18 protein-coding genes are annotated in these 18,468 nt (G+C 69.2%); 13 read left to right on the top strand and 5 right to left on the bottom strand.

Translation table 11 applies throughout. From position 1 onward, the window contains the following. Positions 1-24: 24 nt before the first annotated feature. The 3 genes from JNUCC0626_RS14135 to JNUCC0626_RS14145 form a co-directional block, all read right to left on the bottom strand. Positions 25-252, bottom strand: coding sequence for a hypothetical protein (locus tag JNUCC0626_RS14135; protein ID WP_394620190.1), 228 nt, complete (start codon positions 250-252; stop codon positions 25-27). Positions 253-360: 108 nt separating this feature from the next. After that, positions 361-525, bottom strand: coding sequence for a hypothetical protein (locus tag JNUCC0626_RS14140; protein ID WP_394620191.1), 165 nt, complete (start codon positions 523-525; stop codon positions 361-363). Positions 526-1,088: 563 nt separating this feature from the next. Continuing rightward, positions 1,089-1,973 (bottom strand): DUF6624 domain-containing protein, encoded by an 885-nt coding sequence (locus tag JNUCC0626_RS14145; protein WP_394620192.1) that lies wholly within the window; start codon positions 1,971-1,973, stop codon positions 1,089-1,091. Between the two features lie 309 nt (positions 1,974-2,282). Here JNUCC0626_RS14145 and JNUCC0626_RS14150 point away from each other — a divergent pair, with 309 nt between their 5' ends. Then, on the top strand, positions 2,283-2,462 hold the full coding sequence (locus tag JNUCC0626_RS14150; RefSeq protein WP_394620193.1) for a hypothetical protein: 180 nt from the start codon (positions 2,283-2,285) through the stop codon (positions 2,460-2,462). 189 nt (positions 2,463-2,651) lie between these two features. Then, positions 2,652-3,317: an HAD-IA family hydrolase gene (locus tag JNUCC0626_RS14155; RefSeq protein WP_394620194.1), complete on the top strand. Its 666-nt coding sequence runs from the start codon at positions 2,652-2,654 to the stop codon at positions 3,315-3,317. On the opposite strand, the gene JNUCC0626_RS14160 is transcribed toward JNUCC0626_RS14155, so the two are convergent. Further along, on the bottom strand, positions 3,271-4,038 hold the full coding sequence (locus JNUCC0626_RS14160) for a DeoR/GlpR family DNA-binding transcription regulator (protein ID WP_394620195.1): 768 nt from the start codon (positions 4,036-4,038) through the stop codon (positions 3,271-3,273). The genes JNUCC0626_RS14155 and JNUCC0626_RS14160 overlap by 47 nt on opposite strands. Positions 4,039-4,277: 239 nt before the next feature. Between JNUCC0626_RS14160 and JNUCC0626_RS14165 the strand changes: the two genes are divergently transcribed. Further along, positions 4,278-6,986: a helix-turn-helix transcriptional regulator gene (locus JNUCC0626_RS14165; protein ID WP_394620196.1), complete on the top strand. Its 2,709-nt coding sequence runs from the start codon at positions 4,278-4,280 to the stop codon at positions 6,984-6,986. A gap of 21 nt (positions 6,987-7,007) precedes the next feature. Here JNUCC0626_RS14165 and JNUCC0626_RS14170 read toward each other — a convergent pair whose 3' ends face one another. Beyond that, positions 7,008-9,644, bottom strand: coding sequence for a LuxR C-terminal-related transcriptional regulator (locus tag JNUCC0626_RS14170; protein WP_394620197.1), 2,637 nt, complete (start codon positions 9,642-9,644; stop codon positions 7,008-7,010). A gap of 754 nt (positions 9,645-10,398) precedes the next feature. Between JNUCC0626_RS14170 and JNUCC0626_RS14175 the strand changes: the two genes are divergently transcribed. The 10 genes from JNUCC0626_RS14175 (at position 10,399) to JNUCC0626_RS14220 (ending at position 18,464) form a co-directional block, all read left to right on the top strand. Next, positions 10,399-10,539: a hypothetical protein gene (locus JNUCC0626_RS14175; protein ID WP_394620198.1), complete on the top strand. Its 141-nt coding sequence runs from the start codon at positions 10,399-10,401 to the stop codon at positions 10,537-10,539. 113 nt (positions 10,540-10,652) lie between these two features. After that, entirely contained in the window at positions 10,653-11,015 is a 363-nt protein-coding gene (locus tag JNUCC0626_RS14180) for a 6-pyruvoyl trahydropterin synthase family protein (RefSeq protein WP_394620199.1), read from the top strand. Positions 11,016-11,036: 21 nt separating this feature from the next. Next, on the top strand, positions 11,037-11,618 hold the full coding sequence (folE, locus tag JNUCC0626_RS14185) for a GTP cyclohydrolase I (RefSeq protein ID WP_394620200.1): 582 nt from the start codon (positions 11,037-11,039) through the stop codon (positions 11,616-11,618). A 36-nt stretch (positions 11,619-11,654) separates the two neighbouring features. Next, positions 11,655-12,896, top strand: coding sequence for an ATP-grasp domain-containing protein (locus JNUCC0626_RS14190; RefSeq protein ID WP_394620201.1), 1,242 nt, complete (start codon positions 11,655-11,657; stop codon positions 12,894-12,896). Next, positions 12,896-14,104 carry an MFS transporter gene (locus JNUCC0626_RS14195; protein WP_394620202.1) on the top strand — a complete coding sequence of 403 codons (1,209 nt, stop codon included), beginning with the start codon at positions 12,896-12,898 and terminating at the stop codon, positions 14,102-14,104. The genes JNUCC0626_RS14190 and JNUCC0626_RS14195 overlap by 1 nt, the downstream gene beginning before the upstream one ends. After that, positions 14,101-14,871 carry a class I SAM-dependent methyltransferase gene (locus tag JNUCC0626_RS14200; RefSeq protein WP_394620203.1) on the top strand — a complete coding sequence of 257 codons (771 nt, stop codon included), beginning with the start codon at positions 14,101-14,103 and terminating at the stop codon, positions 14,869-14,871. The genes JNUCC0626_RS14195 and JNUCC0626_RS14200 overlap by 4 nt, the downstream gene beginning before the upstream one ends. Continuing rightward, positions 14,868-16,109: a diaminobutyrate--2-oxoglutarate transaminase gene (ectB, locus tag JNUCC0626_RS14205; RefSeq protein WP_394620204.1), complete on the top strand. Its 1,242-nt coding sequence runs from the start codon at positions 14,868-14,870 to the stop codon at positions 16,107-16,109. Before JNUCC0626_RS14200 ends, ectB begins: the two co-directional genes overlap by 4 nt. A gap of 2 nt (positions 16,110-16,111) precedes the next feature. Further along, positions 16,112-17,095 carry an isopenicillin N synthase family dioxygenase gene (locus tag JNUCC0626_RS14210; protein ID WP_394620205.1) on the top strand — a complete coding sequence of 328 codons (984 nt, stop codon included), beginning with the start codon at positions 16,112-16,114 and terminating at the stop codon, positions 17,093-17,095. Next, positions 17,092-17,751: a 7-cyano-7-deazaguanine synthase gene (locus JNUCC0626_RS14215; protein ID WP_394620206.1), complete on the top strand. Its 660-nt coding sequence runs from the start codon at positions 17,092-17,094 to the stop codon at positions 17,749-17,751. The genes JNUCC0626_RS14210 and JNUCC0626_RS14215 overlap by 4 nt, the downstream gene beginning before the upstream one ends. After that, a complete protein-coding gene (locus JNUCC0626_RS14220) occupies positions 17,748-18,464 on the top strand; it encodes a 7-carboxy-7-deazaguanine synthase QueE (RefSeq protein WP_394620207.1) in 717 nt (238 codons plus the stop codon). Before JNUCC0626_RS14215 ends, JNUCC0626_RS14220 begins: the two co-directional genes overlap by 4 nt. The last annotated feature ends 4 nt before the right edge of the window (positions 18,465-18,468 follow it).

The raw sequence follows: 18,468 nt of genomic DNA on the forward strand, positions 1-18,468 counted from the left end.
TATTGATGCATTTCTTTGGTCCGCTCAAGCGCGCTGACCCCACACGCTCGTCCGCACCAGCAACAGCATCACCAGACCCGCCGACACGACAGGCACACCAGGGTCCACATCGGGCAGTGCGGCCTCGACCGCGGGAACGGTCTCCGTGTTCCACATGATCAGCAGATTGACCAGGAACACCAACGACATTCCGGCCAAAGTCCAGTTGCGAGCATCGTCTCGCAGACGCGCGAAGGCGGCGGAGATATCCATGCCGGCGATCCTCACCAGGCCCGCTGACACACCGCTGACACCTCCGAGCCCTCCCGCAAGCGCGAAGCCGGCCCGCCCACCCAATTCAGGCTCTCTCCACTGCTGCGATCAGCGAACTCTTCGAATCCAGCCCTCAGGACGATCAATTGAAAGTTCAAAGGGCAGCAAAAGAGTGTGATCCAGCTCGCCCACAAGGCACCCGCACACGCCACCAACCGTGATCAGCACAGCACACAGGGCAACCTGGTCGACGACGACCACACCGTTGATCACGAGATCGATCGCGCCCTCGATCGAGCCGAGGTCCGGCGGAGCGGTCCGGCTTCGACCACAGGCGTGCACGAGCGAGGTTCATCAAACAGGGTCAATCCTGGATACCTACTGCCACACAACTCTGAACTGCGGAAACACCGTGATCGACGATCAACGGCGGGTCGTCTGAGCACGACCTGCCACCCTTCCTGGCTCTCACGCGGTTATCCGCAGCGTCGCGGCGAAAGCCGCCGGGCTTCGGACAGCGTTGATCCGTGATGGCTCCTGGGGCCATCTCTGGGCTGACGATCCGCTCGTTGACAGGGATGCGGGCCGGGTGATCGACTCGCCCAACGAGCTTCCGGCGTTGTTGGCCGGGTAGGGACAGGCCGGTCAGCTGACCCTGGCAGCCAGGTCGGCCACCCTGCTGTTGCCCGTTCGCAGCTTCCCGCGCGCTTTCGATGCACGCGTAAGCTCACCGATGACCGTCGCGGCCACTTCCCGAGCGCCCGACTCGCCAGTCTCCGAGGTCGGTGGCGAGGAGCTAGATCTCCCACCACGACCGCGGACGCCACGCCCGGCACTCAGCTCAGTTCAGGTGCCTGCTCGAACTCGGCGAGGGGCAGATCCGCGAGGCCCCAGTCGGCTCGGCGCTGCCGCACGGTATCCGTGTCCACAGTGGAATAAGCGATGGCGCGACCTTCGTCGTCGGTCCAGACGAGCGTGGCGAAGATCTGCGGCCGGCCGGTGTGCACGCGCACTCGATCCTCCAGATGCGCCAGGTGTTTCGCGGGCGCCGCACCTCCGGTGACCTCCACCGCGAGCAGGTCCACGCAGTCGAGCTGGAACGCCCGGTCGAGGTCGGCGTGCAGGATCAGGCTCCAGGCCGCTTCGGCGGCCTCGGCGCCGACGAGAGCGATGCCCGGCCATCCCCGCTGCCGAACGATCTCCTTCAGCCACGGGGTGTTCTCCCGGTCCACCTGCCTCACCCGCTGCCGGTTCGCCTCGGACCTGTCCACCCACCAGGCGAAGCGCGACTCCTCGTCCTTCGCGTACCGGTGCAGCAACTCCCGCCGGAGGTCCTCGTCGCGTTCAACGGGTGGGCGCGCCACGACGTCGTCGATCTGGCCGAACAACAGCGCGGCGAGAGGGTTCGCACCCTCCGCCTCCGGCAGGCGCAGCCAGCTGACGGACTCGACCCGCACGGTCTGCAGATAGGCACGGTCGACCACAGCGACGAACAGGTCTGCCTTCTCTGATAAAGGAAGTAAACGTCCGTCCGGGCTGAGCGCGGCCACCAGTCTGCCCTCGTAGCCGGTCTTGGCGACCACGTGCCGCAGCGCGGCCGACGTCGGGGTCTCCCACTGCTGCACCGCACCCGTCACCACTGCCGATGACGAGGCGGCCACGCACATGCGCCATCCGTCGTGGAACCGCGCCAGAACATGGACACCGACGGTCGTCGTCATCGAACGCCTCCTCGGCGCAGTAGGCGGATGTGGTCGCGAGAGCGGAAGCGGGGAAAAACCGCGCGGATCAGCGGAATCGAGCACATCCGGCCGTCCGGCGAGGTGACAGCACACAGGCAAACACTTCCGAAAAAGCTCGTCAACGATCAGGGCACGGCGTGACGGCACACATTTGCACCGCAACTCGAGACACCAACCGAGTCGCACCCGAACAATGAACCGAACAATGCCGCCGGATCCGTTGACCCGTGCACTCGGGTCGTGACTGACTGAAGCGACCGAAGTCCGTTCTCTCCGAGGAGGTTCCGCATGCCCAGCAGGTCGCACCCCTTGGCCGGGACACCGCTTTCCGTCCAGTCGACGCACCACGCCGTGGTCGACCAGGGCGTCGCGGACCGGCTGCGGTCCTCCGAGATCGTCACCGAGCAGGTCGTGCCCGCGAGAAGCCAGGAGTACCCGGCCTTTCGCAACCCCTGCACGCTGATGTGACCGAACCACCGGCCCGAGGTGGAGGCGGTGGGCGACGCGCGATCATGGCAGCGGCTGCGCGACGTCCACCCGCCGATCAGGGCGACGTCACCCCCGCGGTGACGTCACGAGTGCCCGCTGTGCCCTGGCACAGCGGGCACTCGCGTTACGAAATCGTTCGCCGCGAACCGACAAGGCCGTGATCGCATCGTGAAGCTGAGCTGCCGGGGCGTGCTGTTCGACGTCGACGGTGTCCTCGTCGACTCCACAGCAGCTGGAGAGACGGCGTGGAGGCAGTGGGCGACGGAGTACGGACTCGACCCCGACGTCGTTCTCCAGGGCGTGCACGGCCGTCGATCGGCGGAGACCGTACGACTTCATCTGCCGTTGGTCCTGCACGGGCCGGCATTGCGCCGCATCAACACCATCAAGATCTGCGACGCCATCAGCACCTCGCCCGTCCCCGGTGCCCGTGATCTGCTCTCGTCTCTGGCCGCGAACTGGGGTGTGGTGACGTCCGCGTCCCCCGGTCTGCTGGCGGCCCGGTTCGCCGCCGCCGGACTGCCACCTCCGCCGGTCACCATCACCGGCGACGACGTGACGCGCGGCAAGCCCGATCCCGAGGGCTACCTCCGCGGCGCCACCGGGCTCGGGCTACCGGTCAGCGAGTGCGTGATCTTCGAGGACAGTCCGGTCGGAGTGGCCGCGGGACTCGCCGCACGCCCGGCAGAGGTGGTCGGCGTCGGCCTTCGGGCGCCCGCCGCCGTAGCGGTGCGCGACCTGCGGGGGATCCGCTGGACCGGCAACGGCCTGCGCCTGCCGCACCGGCTCAGACGATCAGCAGACGAACCCCGTGCTCGGCGCAGATCGCCATGACGTCGTCGCACGCGGCCTCGGTGATCACGACGTCGATCCGGTCGAGCGGGCAGACCGCGACGAAGTCCTGCACACCGAACTTGCTGCTGTCCATGGCCAGCACGACCCGCCGCGCCCGCTCGATCACCGTCTGCTTGACCTGGGCCTCGGCCACGTCGGCAACGGACACTCCGTCCTTGGAGAACCCGCTCGCGCTGATGAACGCGGTGTTCACGGTGAAGCGGCCGAGCGTCTCGATCGCCACCGGGCCGACCAGGGTGCCGCCGAGCGACCTCACCGATCCCCCGACCAGCGTGTGCCTGACCATCGGCCGGTCCGCCAGCGTCGCGGCGACACCCAGCGCGTTCGTCAGGACGTTGACGTGCACCTGGTCCAGCATCTCGGCAATGCGCTGCACGGTCGTGCCGCTGTCGAGGAAGATCGAGTCACCGGCCACGATCTCCGCCAGGCACGCCTTCGCGATCAGGTCCTTGGCCGCGCCGTGCAGATCGCTGCGCGCGGCGATCGTGCGCTCGAACTGGGTGTGCACCGCAATGGCGCCGCCGTGCGTGCGGCGCACGAGCCTGCTCTCCTCCAGCGAGCTCAGGTCCTTGCGGATCGTGGGTTCCGACACCTTGAGCACCGTCACCAGTTCAGCGATCCGGACCCGCCCCTGCGCGTTGACCATCGCGAGGATCTTCTGTTGCCGTTCCTCGGCGAAAACGGGCTGCTCAGCGGGCACACAACGACGTTAGCAGGCGACGGCCGGCGGGCGACCGCACCCGGTCGCACCCGGTCAGACGCGCAGGCACATCGGCCTTGTCACAGTCCCGCCCGGTCGCCTTGACATGTTTGGATGCTTCTTATTTGCTTCTTTTCAGCAGCAGTTTCGATCGAATACGAAAGCAAAGCGAAGACACCGAACGCCTTGCACGGCAGCCGGAAAGCGCTTACCTCACCTCCAGGACGGCCGAGCACACCATGACACCAGAGCATCGACTGACCGGGCGTGACGCCCAGGTGAGCGCTCTCACGGACCTGGTCACCGCCGGGGTCGCCGGACCGCGGACAGCTGTCGTACTCGGTGAGACGGGCTCGGGAAAGACCTCGTTGGTCGACGCCACCGCGCACGCGGCGGCGCGGGCGGGGTGGCGGGTGCTCGCCGCCCGCGCCTGCCAGGACGAGGCCGCGCGCCCCTTCTGGTTGCTGCGGCAGCTGCTCGGCCCGGTGATGCCCGAAATCGCCAAGCTGCCACCACACCTGAGCCGGGAACTGCGTCTCGCCGTCGGCATCGCCGCCGAGGACGACACGCCGAACCACCTGGTGCTGTGCACCGCGGTGGTCGAACTGCTGACGACGATCTCCGCCGGCGCCGGCCCCACCATCGTGCTCGTCGACGACATCCACCTGGCGGACGGCGCCTCGCACGACCTGCTGTCCCTCGTGCTGCGCGGGCTGGACACGCCGGCCGTCGCGATGGTGGTGACCAAGCAGGGGTTCACCCGGCCGAGATGGGCGACCGCTACCACGAAGATCGTCGAACTCGACCCGCTCGACCCGCCTGACGCCGCGCAGCTCGTCGACGCGTTGCCGTGGCCGGTGACCGGGTCCGCACGGCTCGACGTGCTGCGGCGGGCCAAGGGCAACCCGTTGGCGCTGATCGAGCTCAGCCGCGCCTTCTCGCCCGAGGGCACGATGAGCCACCGCACCCGTGAGCTCTTCGCCCACCGGGTCCGCGCGATGCCGGTGCAGACGGCCCGGCTGCTGCTCTACGCCGCCGCGCACCACGACGGCGACCTCAGAGCGGTGATGCGGGCCAGCGGCGCGAGCAACGACCTGTCCGGCTGGGAACCCGCCGAGAAGGCCGACCTGGTCACCATCGCCCGCGGTCACGTCGTCTTCCACCACCCGCTGATCCAGCACACCGTCTACGAGTGCGCACCCGCGAGCCGGCGTGCCCGTGCACATCGCGATCTGGCCGACGTGTCACCACCGGAGTGGCGGGCGTGGCACCTCGCCGAAGGCACCGTGCTGGCGGACGAATCGGTCGCGGGGACGCTGGAGCAGGCCGCCGAGGCCGCGCTGCGACGCGGGGCTTTCGAAGCTGCGGCACGGGCGTTCGAACGGTCCGCCGAGCACACACCGGCCGATGACCAGCGAACCGGTCGCTACGCGAAGGCCCTGCACGCCGCGAACTACGTCGGCGACTCCGCGTGGTTGCTGGACCTCCACACGAAGCTCGTCGGTTTCGGCACCGATCCGCAAGTGCGGGCGGCCGCCGCGGTCGGCGCGGCGCACGCGATGATGCTCGACGGTGCCCAGCGCGAGGCGTTCTCGCTGGCACACAACACGTTGCGCTTCACCAGGCCGGTTGGTCAGGGCACCGCACTCACGCTGATCTCACTGCAGGCGTCGATCGCGTTCCAGTCGGGCCTGCCGGAACATCAGCGGGCAGTGCGCTCCTCGATCGAGGATCTCGGTGACGACGACGGCACTCCGTCGGACCTGCTGCCACCGGATGTCCGGCCGGCGGTGAGGGAGTTCGTCAGGGCGGTGGAGGAACCGGCGCACGCCTTGCACCTGATCCGTGCCGAGGGCGCCGCGGTGCACCGTGCGCTGGACGGGCTCGCCGATGTCATCCGCCAGAAATGTCTTGGTGTGGTGGCGTTTCTGGCCGACGAACCGGAACAGTGCGTCGCCGCCGTGCGCCCGGTGCTCACCGCGCTGGAAGCCCAGCAGGTACGAGGCATCGATCTCGCTTTCCTTCCTCTGGTGGCGGCGTCGTTGATCGCCACCGGGCACTGGGACCAGGCCGATCGACTGCTGGGCAGGCTTCGTTCCGTCGCGCTGGTCCGCAGGCACCAGCACCTCGCCGTGGACACGAGGGCGTTGCAGGACGAGCTGCGCGCCCTGCGCGGTGAACCTGTGACGAGCCCTGGGGAGATGCCGCTGGACCACTGCGAGAACGGGGCCACGCACGCCAGAGTCCTGCGCGCCGCGGGCATGGTCGCGCTGATGCACGGCGACAACGACGGCGCATATCGGCAGTTGCGGTCGTTGTTCACCGCTGACGGCCTGCCCCTGCATCCTCAGCTCTCGACGCGGTCGCTCACCGAACTCGCCCTCGCGGCGGCTTTGACCGGCCGTGCTCAGGAAGTCCTGCCGATCGTCCGCACCGTGCGCGCCCACACGCACCTCACCGAGCGCATGATCATCACCCTGCACCACGCGGAAGCGCTGCTGGGCGACGCCGAGGACGTCGAGGAGCACTACCGCGTCGCGACGACCCATCCGTCCGCACCCAGATGGCCCCTGCACCACGCCATGTCCCAGCTGCACCACGCGCAATGGCTGCGCCGGCAGCGACGGTCGGTCGATGCCCGGTCGTTGCTCGTCATGGCACTGGACACGTTCGGGCGCCTCGGCGTGCCGGCGCTGACCGACATCACCCGCCGCGAGCTGCGCGCCACCGGTGTCGGCGGCGGTCAGCAGGCCGAGTCACCGCTGGCCGCGCTCACGGCCCAGCAGCGCGAGATCGTCCGGCACGCCGCTCAGGGGCTGCGCAACCGCGAGATCGCGGAACGCATGTACCTCTCGCCCCGCACCGTGGGATCGCATCTGCACCAGGCCTACGCGAAGCTCGGTGTCCGCGGGCGGCATCAGCTCCACGAGTTCGTGAGCGACGACTGACCACCCGCGGTTCCAGTCGCGTCACGGGCCAGGCACTCCCTCCTGGCCGAACAGGCCGGCGAGTTGAGCCCTGCTCTCGATGCCGAGCTTCCGATAGGTCCTCGTGAGGTGCACTTCGACGGTGCGTTCCTGCACGAAGAGCGCACGGGCGATCTCCCGGTTCTTGTGCCCTCGCGCGGCGAGCCGGGCGACGCGACTCTCCGCTCCGGTCAGGCTGCCGACGCCCGCCATGCTGGGTTTCGGAGGCCGGCCGCCCGCCGCGGCGATCTCGGCGCGGATGCGCCTGAGCAGGTGATCGCACTCCAGGCCGGCCGCGATCTCGTGCGCCCGCCGCAACTCGGTCCTGGCGGCCGCCACGTCACCGTCGTGCGACAGCAGCCGACCTCTGCGCAGAAGGACCTTGCTGAGCAGGAACACGTCCTCGGATCCGGTGAGCAGCTCGGCTGCCTCGTCGAGCATCGTCATGGCATCACCGGTCATCACCGCCGTGCCGGTGAGCAACGCCCGCGCGATCGTCGCGGGGGCTCCCCACCGTCGTGCCGCCTCGATCTCGGTGGTGGCGAGGTCCAGCGCGGACCGTCCGGCTCCGACCGCTGCCAGCACCACGGCGAGCCTGCCCTGCCAGGGCACCCCTGCCGGATTGCGAATCCCCTTGGACACCACCAGGTCGCCGCACCGCATCAGATCGGCACGAGCTCGGTGGAAGTCGCCGGTGGTGGCGCGCAACCGCCCCCGTGCGAAGAGGAGCGCCTCACTTCCGGGCTCGCCGATGTCGGTGTCGATGGGCTGACTCGCCCTGAGGAGGTCGGCGGCACCACCGGTGTCACCCATGTCCAGGGAGATGTCGACGAGCCGGGCGAGCATCGACCGGACCGCTGTGCCCGTCTGGTCCAAGCCGCACGCGATCGCCTCGTCGAGCGCACGTTCCGCGTCCAACGCGGCCGCGACGAGTTCCCCCTTGCGCTGCCGGACATGCGCGCGCACGGCCAGCGCACAGGCCAGCACGGGCCGGTGCCGCAGGGATTCAGCGAGGGCGACGACGGGATCGCAGGTGTCCAACGCGCTGGCGAGCCCACCCGCGAAGAGGAACAGGTCGGTGGAGATGATCCGCGCCAGCATCACGTCGGTGTCGATCGGCGGGCGGTCGGAGAGTTCGGCCGCGACCTCCAGCACCGCGGCCTGTGACCTCCCCGCCATCGCGTGGTTCATCGCGCCGAGCGCGGAGATCAGCGCGTCCTCGGTGGCGAGCAGCGGCTCCGGCAGGTCCTCGTGCCGCCACGACGTGCGGGCCAGCACCCGCGCCGCGGCGCCGTTGCTCTTGTCTGCGGCTGCCGCGACCATCGCCGCCTGATCCCCGCGCCCGTCCAGCAGCATCACATCGAACAGGCCGAGATCCACCACCGCTGTCGCCGGCGGCGCGGACCTCACCGCGGCGACCAGTGTTCTCGACGCCTCGACGACATCGGTGCGCGCGAGGGCCTCGGCGAGGCGCAGCCGCACGGTCAGCTCCTGGTCTCGATCGTGCCGGGACTCGGCCAGTGCACGGCGCAGCAACCGCACGGCCAGATCCGGATCGCCTGCCGTCATCGCGTTCTCCGCGGCGGCGCGCAGCACCTCCGCCGCCCAGCTCTCGGTGCCGGTTTCACCCTGCAGCAGGTGCTGGGCGACGTCGGCGGGCCGGGCGCCCTCGGTGTGCCGGAACCTCGCGGCTCTTCCTTGCAGCGCCCGCAGTTCGGCGGGCGGGCACTCCCCCAGCACCGCCTGCCGCACGAGAGGGTGCGCGACCGAGATCTCGGTTTCCACGCACTCGATCAGTCCCGCCGCCTGCAACGTCGCGCACAGAGCGATGACCTCGGTGCTGGAACGACCGCAGAACCGCGCCACCGCGTCCGCCGACACGGTGCCGAACACCGCGACGCAGGCGAAGATCTCCTCCGCCGCGGAGCCCATCCGACGCAGCCGCACCCGAGTCGACAGCGCGACGCTGCCCGTGTCCACGTTGGCGAACGCCGTCACCAGCAACGGAACACCTCCGGTGGTGCGCAGGCATTCCGTCACGGTCGACTCGGACGGCCGCTCATCCCGCAACCGTTCCAGCATCACCCGCACCCCGGAGCGGTCGAGCCCGCCGAGCCTCACGTGATGTGCCGCGGCGTAGAGAACGTCCTCGACCTCGTTGCCACTCGATCCCGGCGCGCCGTCGCACACCGCGACGACCAGGAGGACGGGCAGCTGGGCGGCCTGTTCCGCGAGCACCGACAACCACTGCAAGGAGTGACGATCAGCCCACTGGAGCTCGTCGACGACGAGCACGACGGGATCCTCGCCATCACGGCACTCCCGGACCGCGGACGCGGGCGTGAGCGACGCCCTGCCCAGCTCCGGGAACAACCTCTCGACAAGACCGAGGTCGCGTCCCTGCTCACCGTAGGTCCCGACCGCGCTCAACACGGTCACCGTCCCGGTCGCCTCTGCCTCCCTGCCGAACTCGCGCAACGCGGAGCTCTTGCCGACACCCACACCGCCGCGAACGACGACCACGCCGCCCGTCCCGGACCGCGCGGCGTCGAGCGCGTCCCGGCACACCGACATCACCTCATCCCTGCCGACCAGCAGCGAGGGCCTTGACGTGACCAGAGCATCTGGCGACAACAACATGCGCTATCCGTTCCTCCTGAGTAAGACCACTGTGGACTGAATTGATCCGCCGCCGCTTCCGGACAACGACGGGCATCTCTCTTCGCAGCGGGACAACGCTCTCTCTAAGTCAACTGACCGATGCGCTCGGCGACGCGGTGTCCGGGCAGCGTGCGCCGAGATTCGCGACCGCTACAGGAAGTCGTTGTGCCACAACGACTTCCCCGCCCGCCGAGTGGTTTCTGCGACGAAGCCGGAACGGACCGGCCGAGAGACCGGGAACAGCGCCGGTCCTCCACTCGTCCGAACTTGTGAAGAACCTGTTTACAACCTGTTTTGCAGCCATGAAGAGCCGCACGTCAACGACTCGCGCATGTACGGCACACATTCACCCAGCAACTGAGACGCCATACGAGCCGCACCCGAACAATCACCCGAACAACGCCACCACCTTCGTTGACCTGCGCACTCACACCATGAATGACTCGAGTGGCCGCACTCCCGTTCCGCGTTCGAGGAGACAGCACCTCCATGAGCAAGGCGTCAGCACTGGTCCGACGCGCACCGGTCGCGGCGTTCGGGCTCAGCGTGATCCTCGGCGCCAGCGCAACCAATGGCAACACTTGAACATTCAACAGTCGCCTGATACCTTGCCGCTTGAACGTTAAACAGTAGCCTGATTCCCTCTATGCAGCGCACACCCGCAATCGGTGCGCGACGCCGCCGCGCGTCCAAGCGGCAAAGAATCGAAGTAACCGAGAAAAGGAGTGCCGTTATGCGCATCTCTCGCATCATCGCAGTCGTCTCCGCAGCCCTGGCCATCCTGGCCGGCCCCGTCGCGGGCAGTGCCGTGGCCGTCTCCGCGACGTCCGTCAACGTGGCTTGCTTCCAGAACTGCCAGACGCCGGGCTGGTAACTCGGAAAGCACATGCCCGGCTGTCGGGGGCGTGCTCAGAGCGTCTTCGGCAGCCGGGTGCCCATCCGAGGTTCTGCAGATCGACTCGACCGGGAAGGCCTGATCGCGGAGTCATGACTTTTCGAATCACGAAGAAGTTCGAGTTCTCGGCCAGCCATCAGCTGTCCGGCCTGCCCGCGGGGCATCAGTGCGCCCGCCTGCACGGCCACAACTACGTCGTCGAGCTCGAACTGAGCGCGATCGACGAGCTCCTCGGAGAGGTGGGGTTCGTGCGGGACTACGGCGACCTCTCCTCGTTCAAGAAGTGGATCGACGAGACGGTGGACCACCGCCATCTCAACGACGTCGTCGAAGAGAACCCGACCGCGGAGAACCTGGCGAGGTGGCTGTTCTTCCGCTGGCGCGGCGACTTCCCCGAACTGTCGTCGGTGCGGGTCTCCGAGACCCCGAAAACCTGGGCCGAGTACCGCCCCTGACCGAGGTGGATGAAACAGCACATGACGATCAACAGCAGTGAGCGGGTCGAGCTGACCGAGCTGACCGAGGACCCGCTGGTCGACCTGGCACGGCAGCTGCTCAAGGAGATCGGTGAGGATCCCGACCGCGACGGCCTGCGGGACACCCCGCAGCGCTTCGCCCGGTGGTGGCGGGAGTTCATCGACTACGAACCGGGTGTGGTCGAGACGCTGTTCGAGTCCACGACGACCGGCCAGCTGGTCATCGTGTCGGACATCCAGGTGTGGTCGCTGTGCGAGCACCACCTGTTGCCTTTCAACTGCTCGGTGACCATCGCCTACCGGCCGGTCGGAGAGCTGCTCGGACTGTCGAAGTTCGCTCGGGTGGCGCACCGGCACGCGCACAAGCTCCAGGTGCAGGAACGGCTGGTGGCCGACATCGCGTCGGACATCACCCGCATCACCGGGGCGCCGGACGTCGCGGTGATCGCCCGTGGTGAGCACCTGTGCATGACCATGCGCGGCATCAGGGCGAGTGCCCTGATGACCTCGACCGCGTTCCACGGCGTCTTCCGCGACGACAGCGTGCTGCGCGGGGAAGTCCTCTCGCTCGCCCGTCCCTGACACCACCACTGGTTCACACGCTTTGGAGAACTCGTCATGGGGAAACCCGCGATCCTGCTCGTCGATCCCGTGCGCAGCGGAGTGAAGTACAAGGCTGCCGCCGGTGATCTGGGATTCGCCGTCGCCTCGCTGTACACCTCGGAGTTCAGCGCGAGCACGCCGGCCAACGAAGCCGGTGACGACTTCTCCACGTACGGCGCGGACATCGACGCCGTGGCGCGGCAGATCGCGGACAGCGGGCTCGACGTCAGGGCGGTGGTGCCCGCGACGGAGGGCGCCGTGTTCCTGGCAGATCACCTCGCCGACCGACTGGGGCTGGCCGGCAACAACCCCCGGTTCGCGTGGGCTCGGCGCAACAAGGCGGCCATGCGAGAGCGTGCCGCCGAGTCCGGCCTGCGTGTGCCCGAGTTCCGGTTGGCGCACGACGAACAGCAGGTGCGGCAGGCGGTGGCCGAGCTCGCTTTCCCGGCGATCGTCAAGCCCACCATGGGCGCCTGCTCGCAGGGCGTGGTGGTGCTGTCCTCCGAGGCGGACCTCCCCGTGCTGGACGACCTGGTCACGCACGACCTGTTCGGCGAGCCGATCACCGAGTGGCTGGTGGAGCGGTACGTGCGCGGCTCGGAGTACGCGGTCAACTTCTACAGCGTGGACGGCGAACACCGGTTGGTCGACGTCTGGGAGTACCTGATGCCCGACGACCGCGACTACGACTTCCCGGTCTGGGAAACGATCCAGCTCGCGCCCACCGACGCCAGGGTCGAACGGGTCGCGGACTTCGTACAGTCCACTTTGGACGCGTTCGGCATCCGGCTGGGGCCGAGCCACACCGAGGTGAAGCTGGACGAGGACGGCGAGGTGCACCTGATCGAGGTCGCGGCCCGCCTGCCCGGCGGGCCGTTCACCGAGATGTGGGACCGGCACAGCGATGTGATCCGGCCGTTCCACGACTCGGTGGAGTGCTACCTGGGCCGGCGGCCCGCGCTGATGGACGAGCCGCCGGCCTTCAAGGCGGTGTTCGGGTCGCTCGCCATCAACAACGAGGACCGGCCCGGCACGCTGCGCGCGGTGCACGGCCTCGAGCACCTGGACAGGATGCCTGGCATCGACCGGGTGCTGGTGGACTGCCGGCCCGGCGACCACCTCCGGGTCACCACGGACAGCTCGCACATCCCGCTGAGCGTGTTCGTCACGGGGCCGGACGCCGACGCGGTGCTGGCCACCATGAAAACCGTCCGATCCCTGGTGTCGCTGGACGTCGAACCCGACCCGGTGCCTTGATGCCGACGGCCACGAAGAGGTTCGCCGCCCCGTATCGGGAGGTGCTGTCGAGCGCGCCCGCTCGGCGGCTGGCGGTGGTGAGCGTGTTGTCGAAGATCCCCTACAACATGTTCCCGATCAGCACCGTGTTGCTGCTGTCGCCGCGGTATTCCTACGGCTCGGCCGGCACCGCGGTGGGTGTGGTGCTGTTCGCCAACGCGGTGACGAGTCCGCTGCGCGGGAGGTTGTCGACCTCACGGCGAGCACGTCTGGTGCTCGCGGTGTGCGTCACGGGCTATCTCGTCGGCGTCGCGGGCCTGGGATTCGCGGCGGTGCGGCAACTTCCGCTCGCCGCGGTGTTCGGCCTGGCGGTGGTGGTCGGGATCTGCACGCCCCCGGTCGGCATCCAGCTGCGGGCTCGCTGGGCGGCGGCGGATCGCGGTCGCGACCGTCCGACCGGCACCGCGCTGGAGTCGGCGCTGATGGACGTCACGCTCGTCAGCTCGCCGCTGCTGGCGGCGTGGCTCAGCGTAGTCGCGCCGCCTGGGTTCTCCTACGTGGTGATCGGCGTCCTGATGTCGGTCGCGGTGGCCCTGCTGCTCCCGGTGGTCAAGGACGGTCTGCCGCCGCGACCGGCCGGGCCGCAACGGCGGGCAGGTGGGTGGACAACTGGGCTCGCGGTGGTGTTCGGCGCGCAGTTCCTCTACTGCGCCGGGCTTTCCGCGATCGAGGTGGCACTGCCGATCTACGCCCAGCAGCAGCACGCGACCGGCTACAGCGGCTGGTTGCTGGCCGGGTTGTCGCTGGGCAGCGTCGTCGGCGCGCTGGCTCTGGGCTCGTCGCGGACGCTGGCACGGGTCGGCACGGGCACCCTGCTCGGCGTCTTCTCGGCCGGTGCCGCCGTGCTGGCGGCGGCGACCACCGCGTCACCGGCGGCCGCTCTGCTCGTCAGCCCCGTCGCGGGCGTCGCGGTCGGCACCGCGTTCGCCCGGTTCTACACCACGATCGACGCGCTCACGCCGCCCGGCGCGGACGGCGCGGTGCAGGGCTGGGCGGTCAGCGTGACCGCGGTCGGCTTCTCCGCCGGCACCGTTCTCGGCGCTACCGCGGCCGATGCGCACGGCGCGACCACAGCGGTGCTGCTGGGTCCGGCCGCCGGTGTGGCGGCGATCGTCCTCACTCTCGGAGCGCGCCTGCTCCGGGACCCCAACGAGGTGGAATGGCGATGAACCCGGAATTCTATTCGAAGGTGGCCGACCGGTTCGGCGGCTACTCCAGCGGCGCGCGCCGCACCGAGGTGTTCCCGGACGGTGATCCCGAGGACGCGTTCGACGCCATCGCGACCGCGCTCAGCGGTCCGGACGCGCGCCTGCTCGACGTCGGGTGCGCCGACGGCCGCAACCTGCTCCGGCTCGCCCCCAGGTACGGCCACGTGGTCGGCATCGATCTGTCGCAGGAGATGCTGGCGTCGGCGAAACTCCACCAGGGCGATCTGTCCACTGTGGACTTCGAGCTGCGGGACGCCGGTTCGACAGGTTTCCGCGCCGACTACTTCGACGTGATCACGTCACGGCGCGGGCCGGTGTTCCCGGACGAGTACCGGCGCGTCCTGCGGCCCGGCGGCTCACTGGTGCACCTGGGCATCGGCGGCCACGACGTGCGCGAGCTCAAGGAGGTCTTCGGCCGCGGGCAGCTGTTCGGCCGCTGGAGCGGCCCGTCCGTGGAGCTGGAGACCCGGAAGAGCCTGGAGGAAGCCGGTTTCACGGTCGTGCGCGAGCAGACCTTCCACTACGAGGAGTTCTTCCACACGTCGGCCGACCTGGACGTCTTCCTGCGCCAGGTGCCGATCTTCGAGGACTACGACTCAGTGGCCGACCGCGAGCGTTTTGGCGACTACGTCCAGAGGGCAGGGAGCGAAAGCGGCATCCGCCTGGCCCGGCACTGGTTCCTGCTGCACGCCCGGAAGAACGCCGAGCGGACGGGAGGCGCGGAGTGACCGTCTTCGACACGCGGGAGTCCCGTGTGCGCAGCTACAGCCGCTTGTGGCCGGTGGTGTTCGACCGGGCGGAGGGCAGTCGGCTGCACGCCGAGGACGGCACGTCCTATCTCGACTTCTTCGCCGGCGCGGGCGCACTCAACTACGGGCACAACAACCCCGTGCTCAAGCAGGCCCTGCTGGACTACGTGTCCCGCGACGGCGTCACGCACGCGCTGGACATGTTCACGGTGGCCAAGCGCGATTTCCTGGAGACGTTCGAGCGGCTGGTGCTGCGACCACGCGGGCTCGACCACAGGGTCGTGTTCCCAGGGCCTGGAGGGGCCAACGCCGTCGAGGCCGCGCTCAAACTGGCCCGCAAGGTGACCGGCCGGCACGCGGTGATCAGCTTCACCAACTCCTTCCACGGCATGACTCTCGGCGCGCTCGCGGTCAGCGGCAACAACGTCAAGCGCGCCGCCTCCGGTGTGCCGCTGGTGCACACAACGCCCATGCCGTACGACGGCTACCGGTCGGGCGACGGAGTGGCACTGCTGGAGGGCCTGCTCGCCGACGCCGGCAGCGGGCTCGACCGGCCCGCCGCGGTGATCGTCGAGACGGTGCAGGGCGAGGGCGGTCTGCACACCGCGTCCGATGGCTGGTTGCAGCGGCTTTCCCTGCTGTGCAGCCGGTTCGGAGTGCTGTTGATCGTCGACGACGTGCAGATGGGGTGCGGCCGGACCGGGCCGTTCTTCAGCTTCGAGGACTCCGGTGTCGTACCGGACATGATCTGCCTGTCCAAGTCGATCGGCGGCTACGGCCTGCCGATGGCGCTCACCCTGGTGCGGCCGGAGCTGGACGTGTGGCAGCCGGGCGAGCACAACGGCACCTTCCGCGGGGTGAGCCCGTCGTTCGTCACCGGCGCCGAAGCGCTGCGGACGTACTGGAGCGACGCCGCGCTGGAGAAGTCCGTGCGCGCCAAGGGAGAACGAGTGGCAGCGGCGCTGACCGAGATCGCCGCGGCCCACCCCGGCGTCGAGGTGCGTGGACGTGGCCTGGCCGCCGGACTCCGGATCGGTGAGCCGGCCGGCCGGGTGTGCGCCGCGGCATTCGACCGCGGCCTGCTGGTGGAGACCTCCGGTGCCGCCGACGACGTGGTGAAGCTGTTGCCACCGCTGACCATCAACGACCACGAGATCGACGAAGGACTGGACATCGTCCGGAAGTCCGTCGACGCCGTACTCACGCGAGGAGAGTGAACGTGCAGACCGATGTTCCCGTTGTGGATCTCGCGGAGTGGCAGTCGGCCTCCGCGGACCGGCGTGGCGCGGTGGCGGCCGAACTCGACGCCGCACTGCGCGCGACCGGCATGTTCCTGCTGGACGGGCACGGCGTGGAGCGGGCGGTGATCGATCGCTTCCGGGCGGCGGCGCGGCGGTTCTTCGCGCTGCCCAAGGAGATCAAGGCCCAGTACGCCATCGAGGCGGCGTACGACAGCGGCTGGCTCGAGATGCACCCCGGCGGTGGCGTCGGTGTGCCCCAAGCCGAAGGCACCACCGACGCCCCGCCGGACCTGCACGAGTCGTTCTACATCGGCCCGGGGCGTGACGCCGACAGCTCGGGTCTGGACCGCTACTACTACCCGGCCAACCGCTGGCCGTCCGAGATGCCGGAGCTCCGAGCCGCCGCCGATGACTACACCGCGCACATGCTGCGGGTCGCACACGGCATCAACGAGATCCTCGCGGCAACGCTGGGCCTGCCGGTCGACTTCTTCACCTCTCGCGCCACCGAGGCCACCTGGACGCAGAACGCCAGCTGGTACCCGTCGTTGAACGCGGTCGGCCAGGTCGCCGCCGGTCAGCTGCGCAACGGCCCGCACACCGACCTCGGCACGTTCACCGTGCTGAGCCGGCAGCTGGGCGTCGGCGGGCTCCAGGCGTGGAACGAGGCCGACGGCTGGTTCGCTCCGCCCTTCAGCCCGGACTCGCTGATCGTCAACCTCGGCGACCTGATGGAGCGGTGGACCGACGGGCGCTGGCGGGCGCTGACGCACCGGGTGCTCGGTCCCAGCCCGACGGCGCCGGACGAGGAGCTGCTGTCGCTGGTGTTCTTCTACGAGAGCGATCCGGAGACGCTGATCGAGCCGCTGGCCGCACCGGTCGGAGGCGGACGCGGGCTCGCACCGGTGGTGTCCCGGCGGGACGTGCTGGGCAAGCTCGGCGTGTCGCTGGAGGCGGTGTGAGCAGGATCGTCGCGGTGGTGTCCGGCGGTATCGACTCCGTGGTGACGGCACACCACCTGGCCGCTCAAGGCCATCAGCTGCACGTCATGTCCGTCGACTACGGGCAGCGCCACCACAAGGAACTCCAGTTCGCCCAAGCCGCCGCGGAACGGTTGTCGGCCGGCTACGAGGAGGTGGACCTGAGGTCGGCGCGGTCCGTGATGCGCGGATCGTCGCTGACCGATCCGTCCGTGGCCGTACCGGACGCCGCCCGCCCGCCGAGCGGTCGCAACCCCAACCTCGTGCCCAACCGCAACGCGATTCTGCTGTCTCTGGCGTTCGCCGTCGCGGTGGTCGAGGAAGCGGACGCGGTCGCTTTCGGGGTGATGGCCGACGACGTCGGGCCTTCGGACACCTCGCCGGAGTTCCTGCGGCTGTTCCAGGCCATGGAACGGGTCGCGATCGCCAAACCGGAGGTCGAGCTGCTGGCGCCCTTGGTGGCGTTGCACAAACCGGAGGTGATCGCCCTGGGTGAGGAGCTCGGCGTGCCGTGGGCGAGCACGTGGACCTGCTTCCGCGGCCAGGAGATCCACTGTGGAGTGTGCGCGTCGTGTCTTGAGCGCCGTGGGGCGTTCGTGCACGCCGGCGTCAAGGATCCGACGGAGTACGCCGCATGAGCGCCGCCGAACTCGTCGTCAACGAGATCTTCGGGCCCACAGTCCAGGGCGAGGGGCCCTCGACGGGACGCCGGTGCGCGTTCCTGCGACTGGGCGGGTGCAACCTGTCTTGCACGTGGTGCGACACCCCGTACACGTGGGACTGGCAGGGCATCGGCGAGACCGGGGTGAAGTACGACCCCAAGGAGGAACTGCACCGCCGCACGGTCAGGTCGGTGGCCGACGAGCTGCTGGCGTTCGGCGTCGAGCTGATCGTCATCTCCGGCGGCGAACCGCTGGGTCAACAGGCCCGGCTGGTGCCGCTGGTGGAGATCCTGACCACGCACGGCGTCCAGGTGGAGATCGAGACCAACGGCACCCACGCGGCCGATCCCGCGCTGGTCGCGGCCGGGGTGCGCTTCAACGTCTCGCCGAAGCTGGCCCACGCCGGGGATCCCCTGCGCAGGCGAATCCGGCCCGAGGCGTTGCGGAACCTCGCCGCCACACCGGATGTCGCGTTCAAGTTCGTCTGCCGCGACAGCGAGGACCTCCACGAGGTCGAGGCGCTCGTGACCGAACTCGGGCTGTCGCCGGTGTGGATCATGCCGCAGGGACGGAGCGGAGCCGAGCTGGACAAGCACCTCGGCGCGCTGGCCGACGAGGTCGTCGAGCGTGGCTGGAATCTCACCACGCGCCTGCACGTCCTGCTGTGGGGCGACGAACGGGGTGTCTGATCCC

The sequence above is a fragment of the Lentzea sp. JNUCC 0626 genome (assembly GCF_043632865.1).
GTDB lineage: Bacteria > Actinomycetota > Actinomycetes > Mycobacteriales > Pseudonocardiaceae > Lentzea.

Coding starts and splice junctions, on each gene's coding strand:
- JNUCC0626_RS14135 (WP_394620190.1), bottom strand. CDS start 252: ATGGATATCTCCGCCGCCTTCGCGCGTCTGCGAGACGATGCTCGCAAC.
- JNUCC0626_RS14145 (WP_394620192.1), bottom strand. CDS start 1,973: ATGACGACGACCGTCGGTGTCCATGTTCTGGCGCGGTTCCACGACGGA.
- JNUCC0626_RS14150 (WP_394620193.1), top strand. CDS start 2,283: ATGCCCAGCAGGTCGCACCCCTTGGCCGGGACACCGCTTTCCGTCCAG.
- JNUCC0626_RS14165 (WP_394620196.1), top strand. CDS start 4,278: ATGACACCAGAGCATCGACTGACCGGGCGTGACGCCCAGGTGAGCGCT.
- JNUCC0626_RS14170 (WP_394620197.1), bottom strand. CDS start 9,644: ATGTTGTTGTCGCCAGATGCTCTGGTCACGTCAAGGCCCTCGCTGCTG.
- JNUCC0626_RS14175 (WP_394620198.1), top strand. CDS start 10,399: ATGCGCATCTCTCGCATCATCGCAGTCGTCTCCGCAGCCCTGGCCATC.
- JNUCC0626_RS14180 (WP_394620199.1), top strand. CDS start 10,653: ATGACTTTTCGAATCACGAAGAAGTTCGAGTTCTCGGCCAGCCATCAG.
- folE (WP_394620200.1), top strand. CDS start 11,037: ATGACGATCAACAGCAGTGAGCGGGTCGAGCTGACCGAGCTGACCGAG.
- JNUCC0626_RS14190 (WP_394620201.1), top strand. CDS start 11,655: ATGGGGAAACCCGCGATCCTGCTCGTCGATCCCGTGCGCAGCGGAGTG.
- JNUCC0626_RS14195 (WP_394620202.1), top strand. CDS start 12,896: ATGCCGACGGCCACGAAGAGGTTCGCCGCCCCGTATCGGGAGGTGCTG.
- JNUCC0626_RS14200 (WP_394620203.1), top strand. CDS start 14,101: ATGAACCCGGAATTCTATTCGAAGGTGGCCGACCGGTTCGGCGGCTAC.
- JNUCC0626_RS14220 (WP_394620207.1), top strand. CDS start 17,748: ATGAGCGCCGCCGAACTCGTCGTCAACGAGATCTTCGGGCCCACAGTC.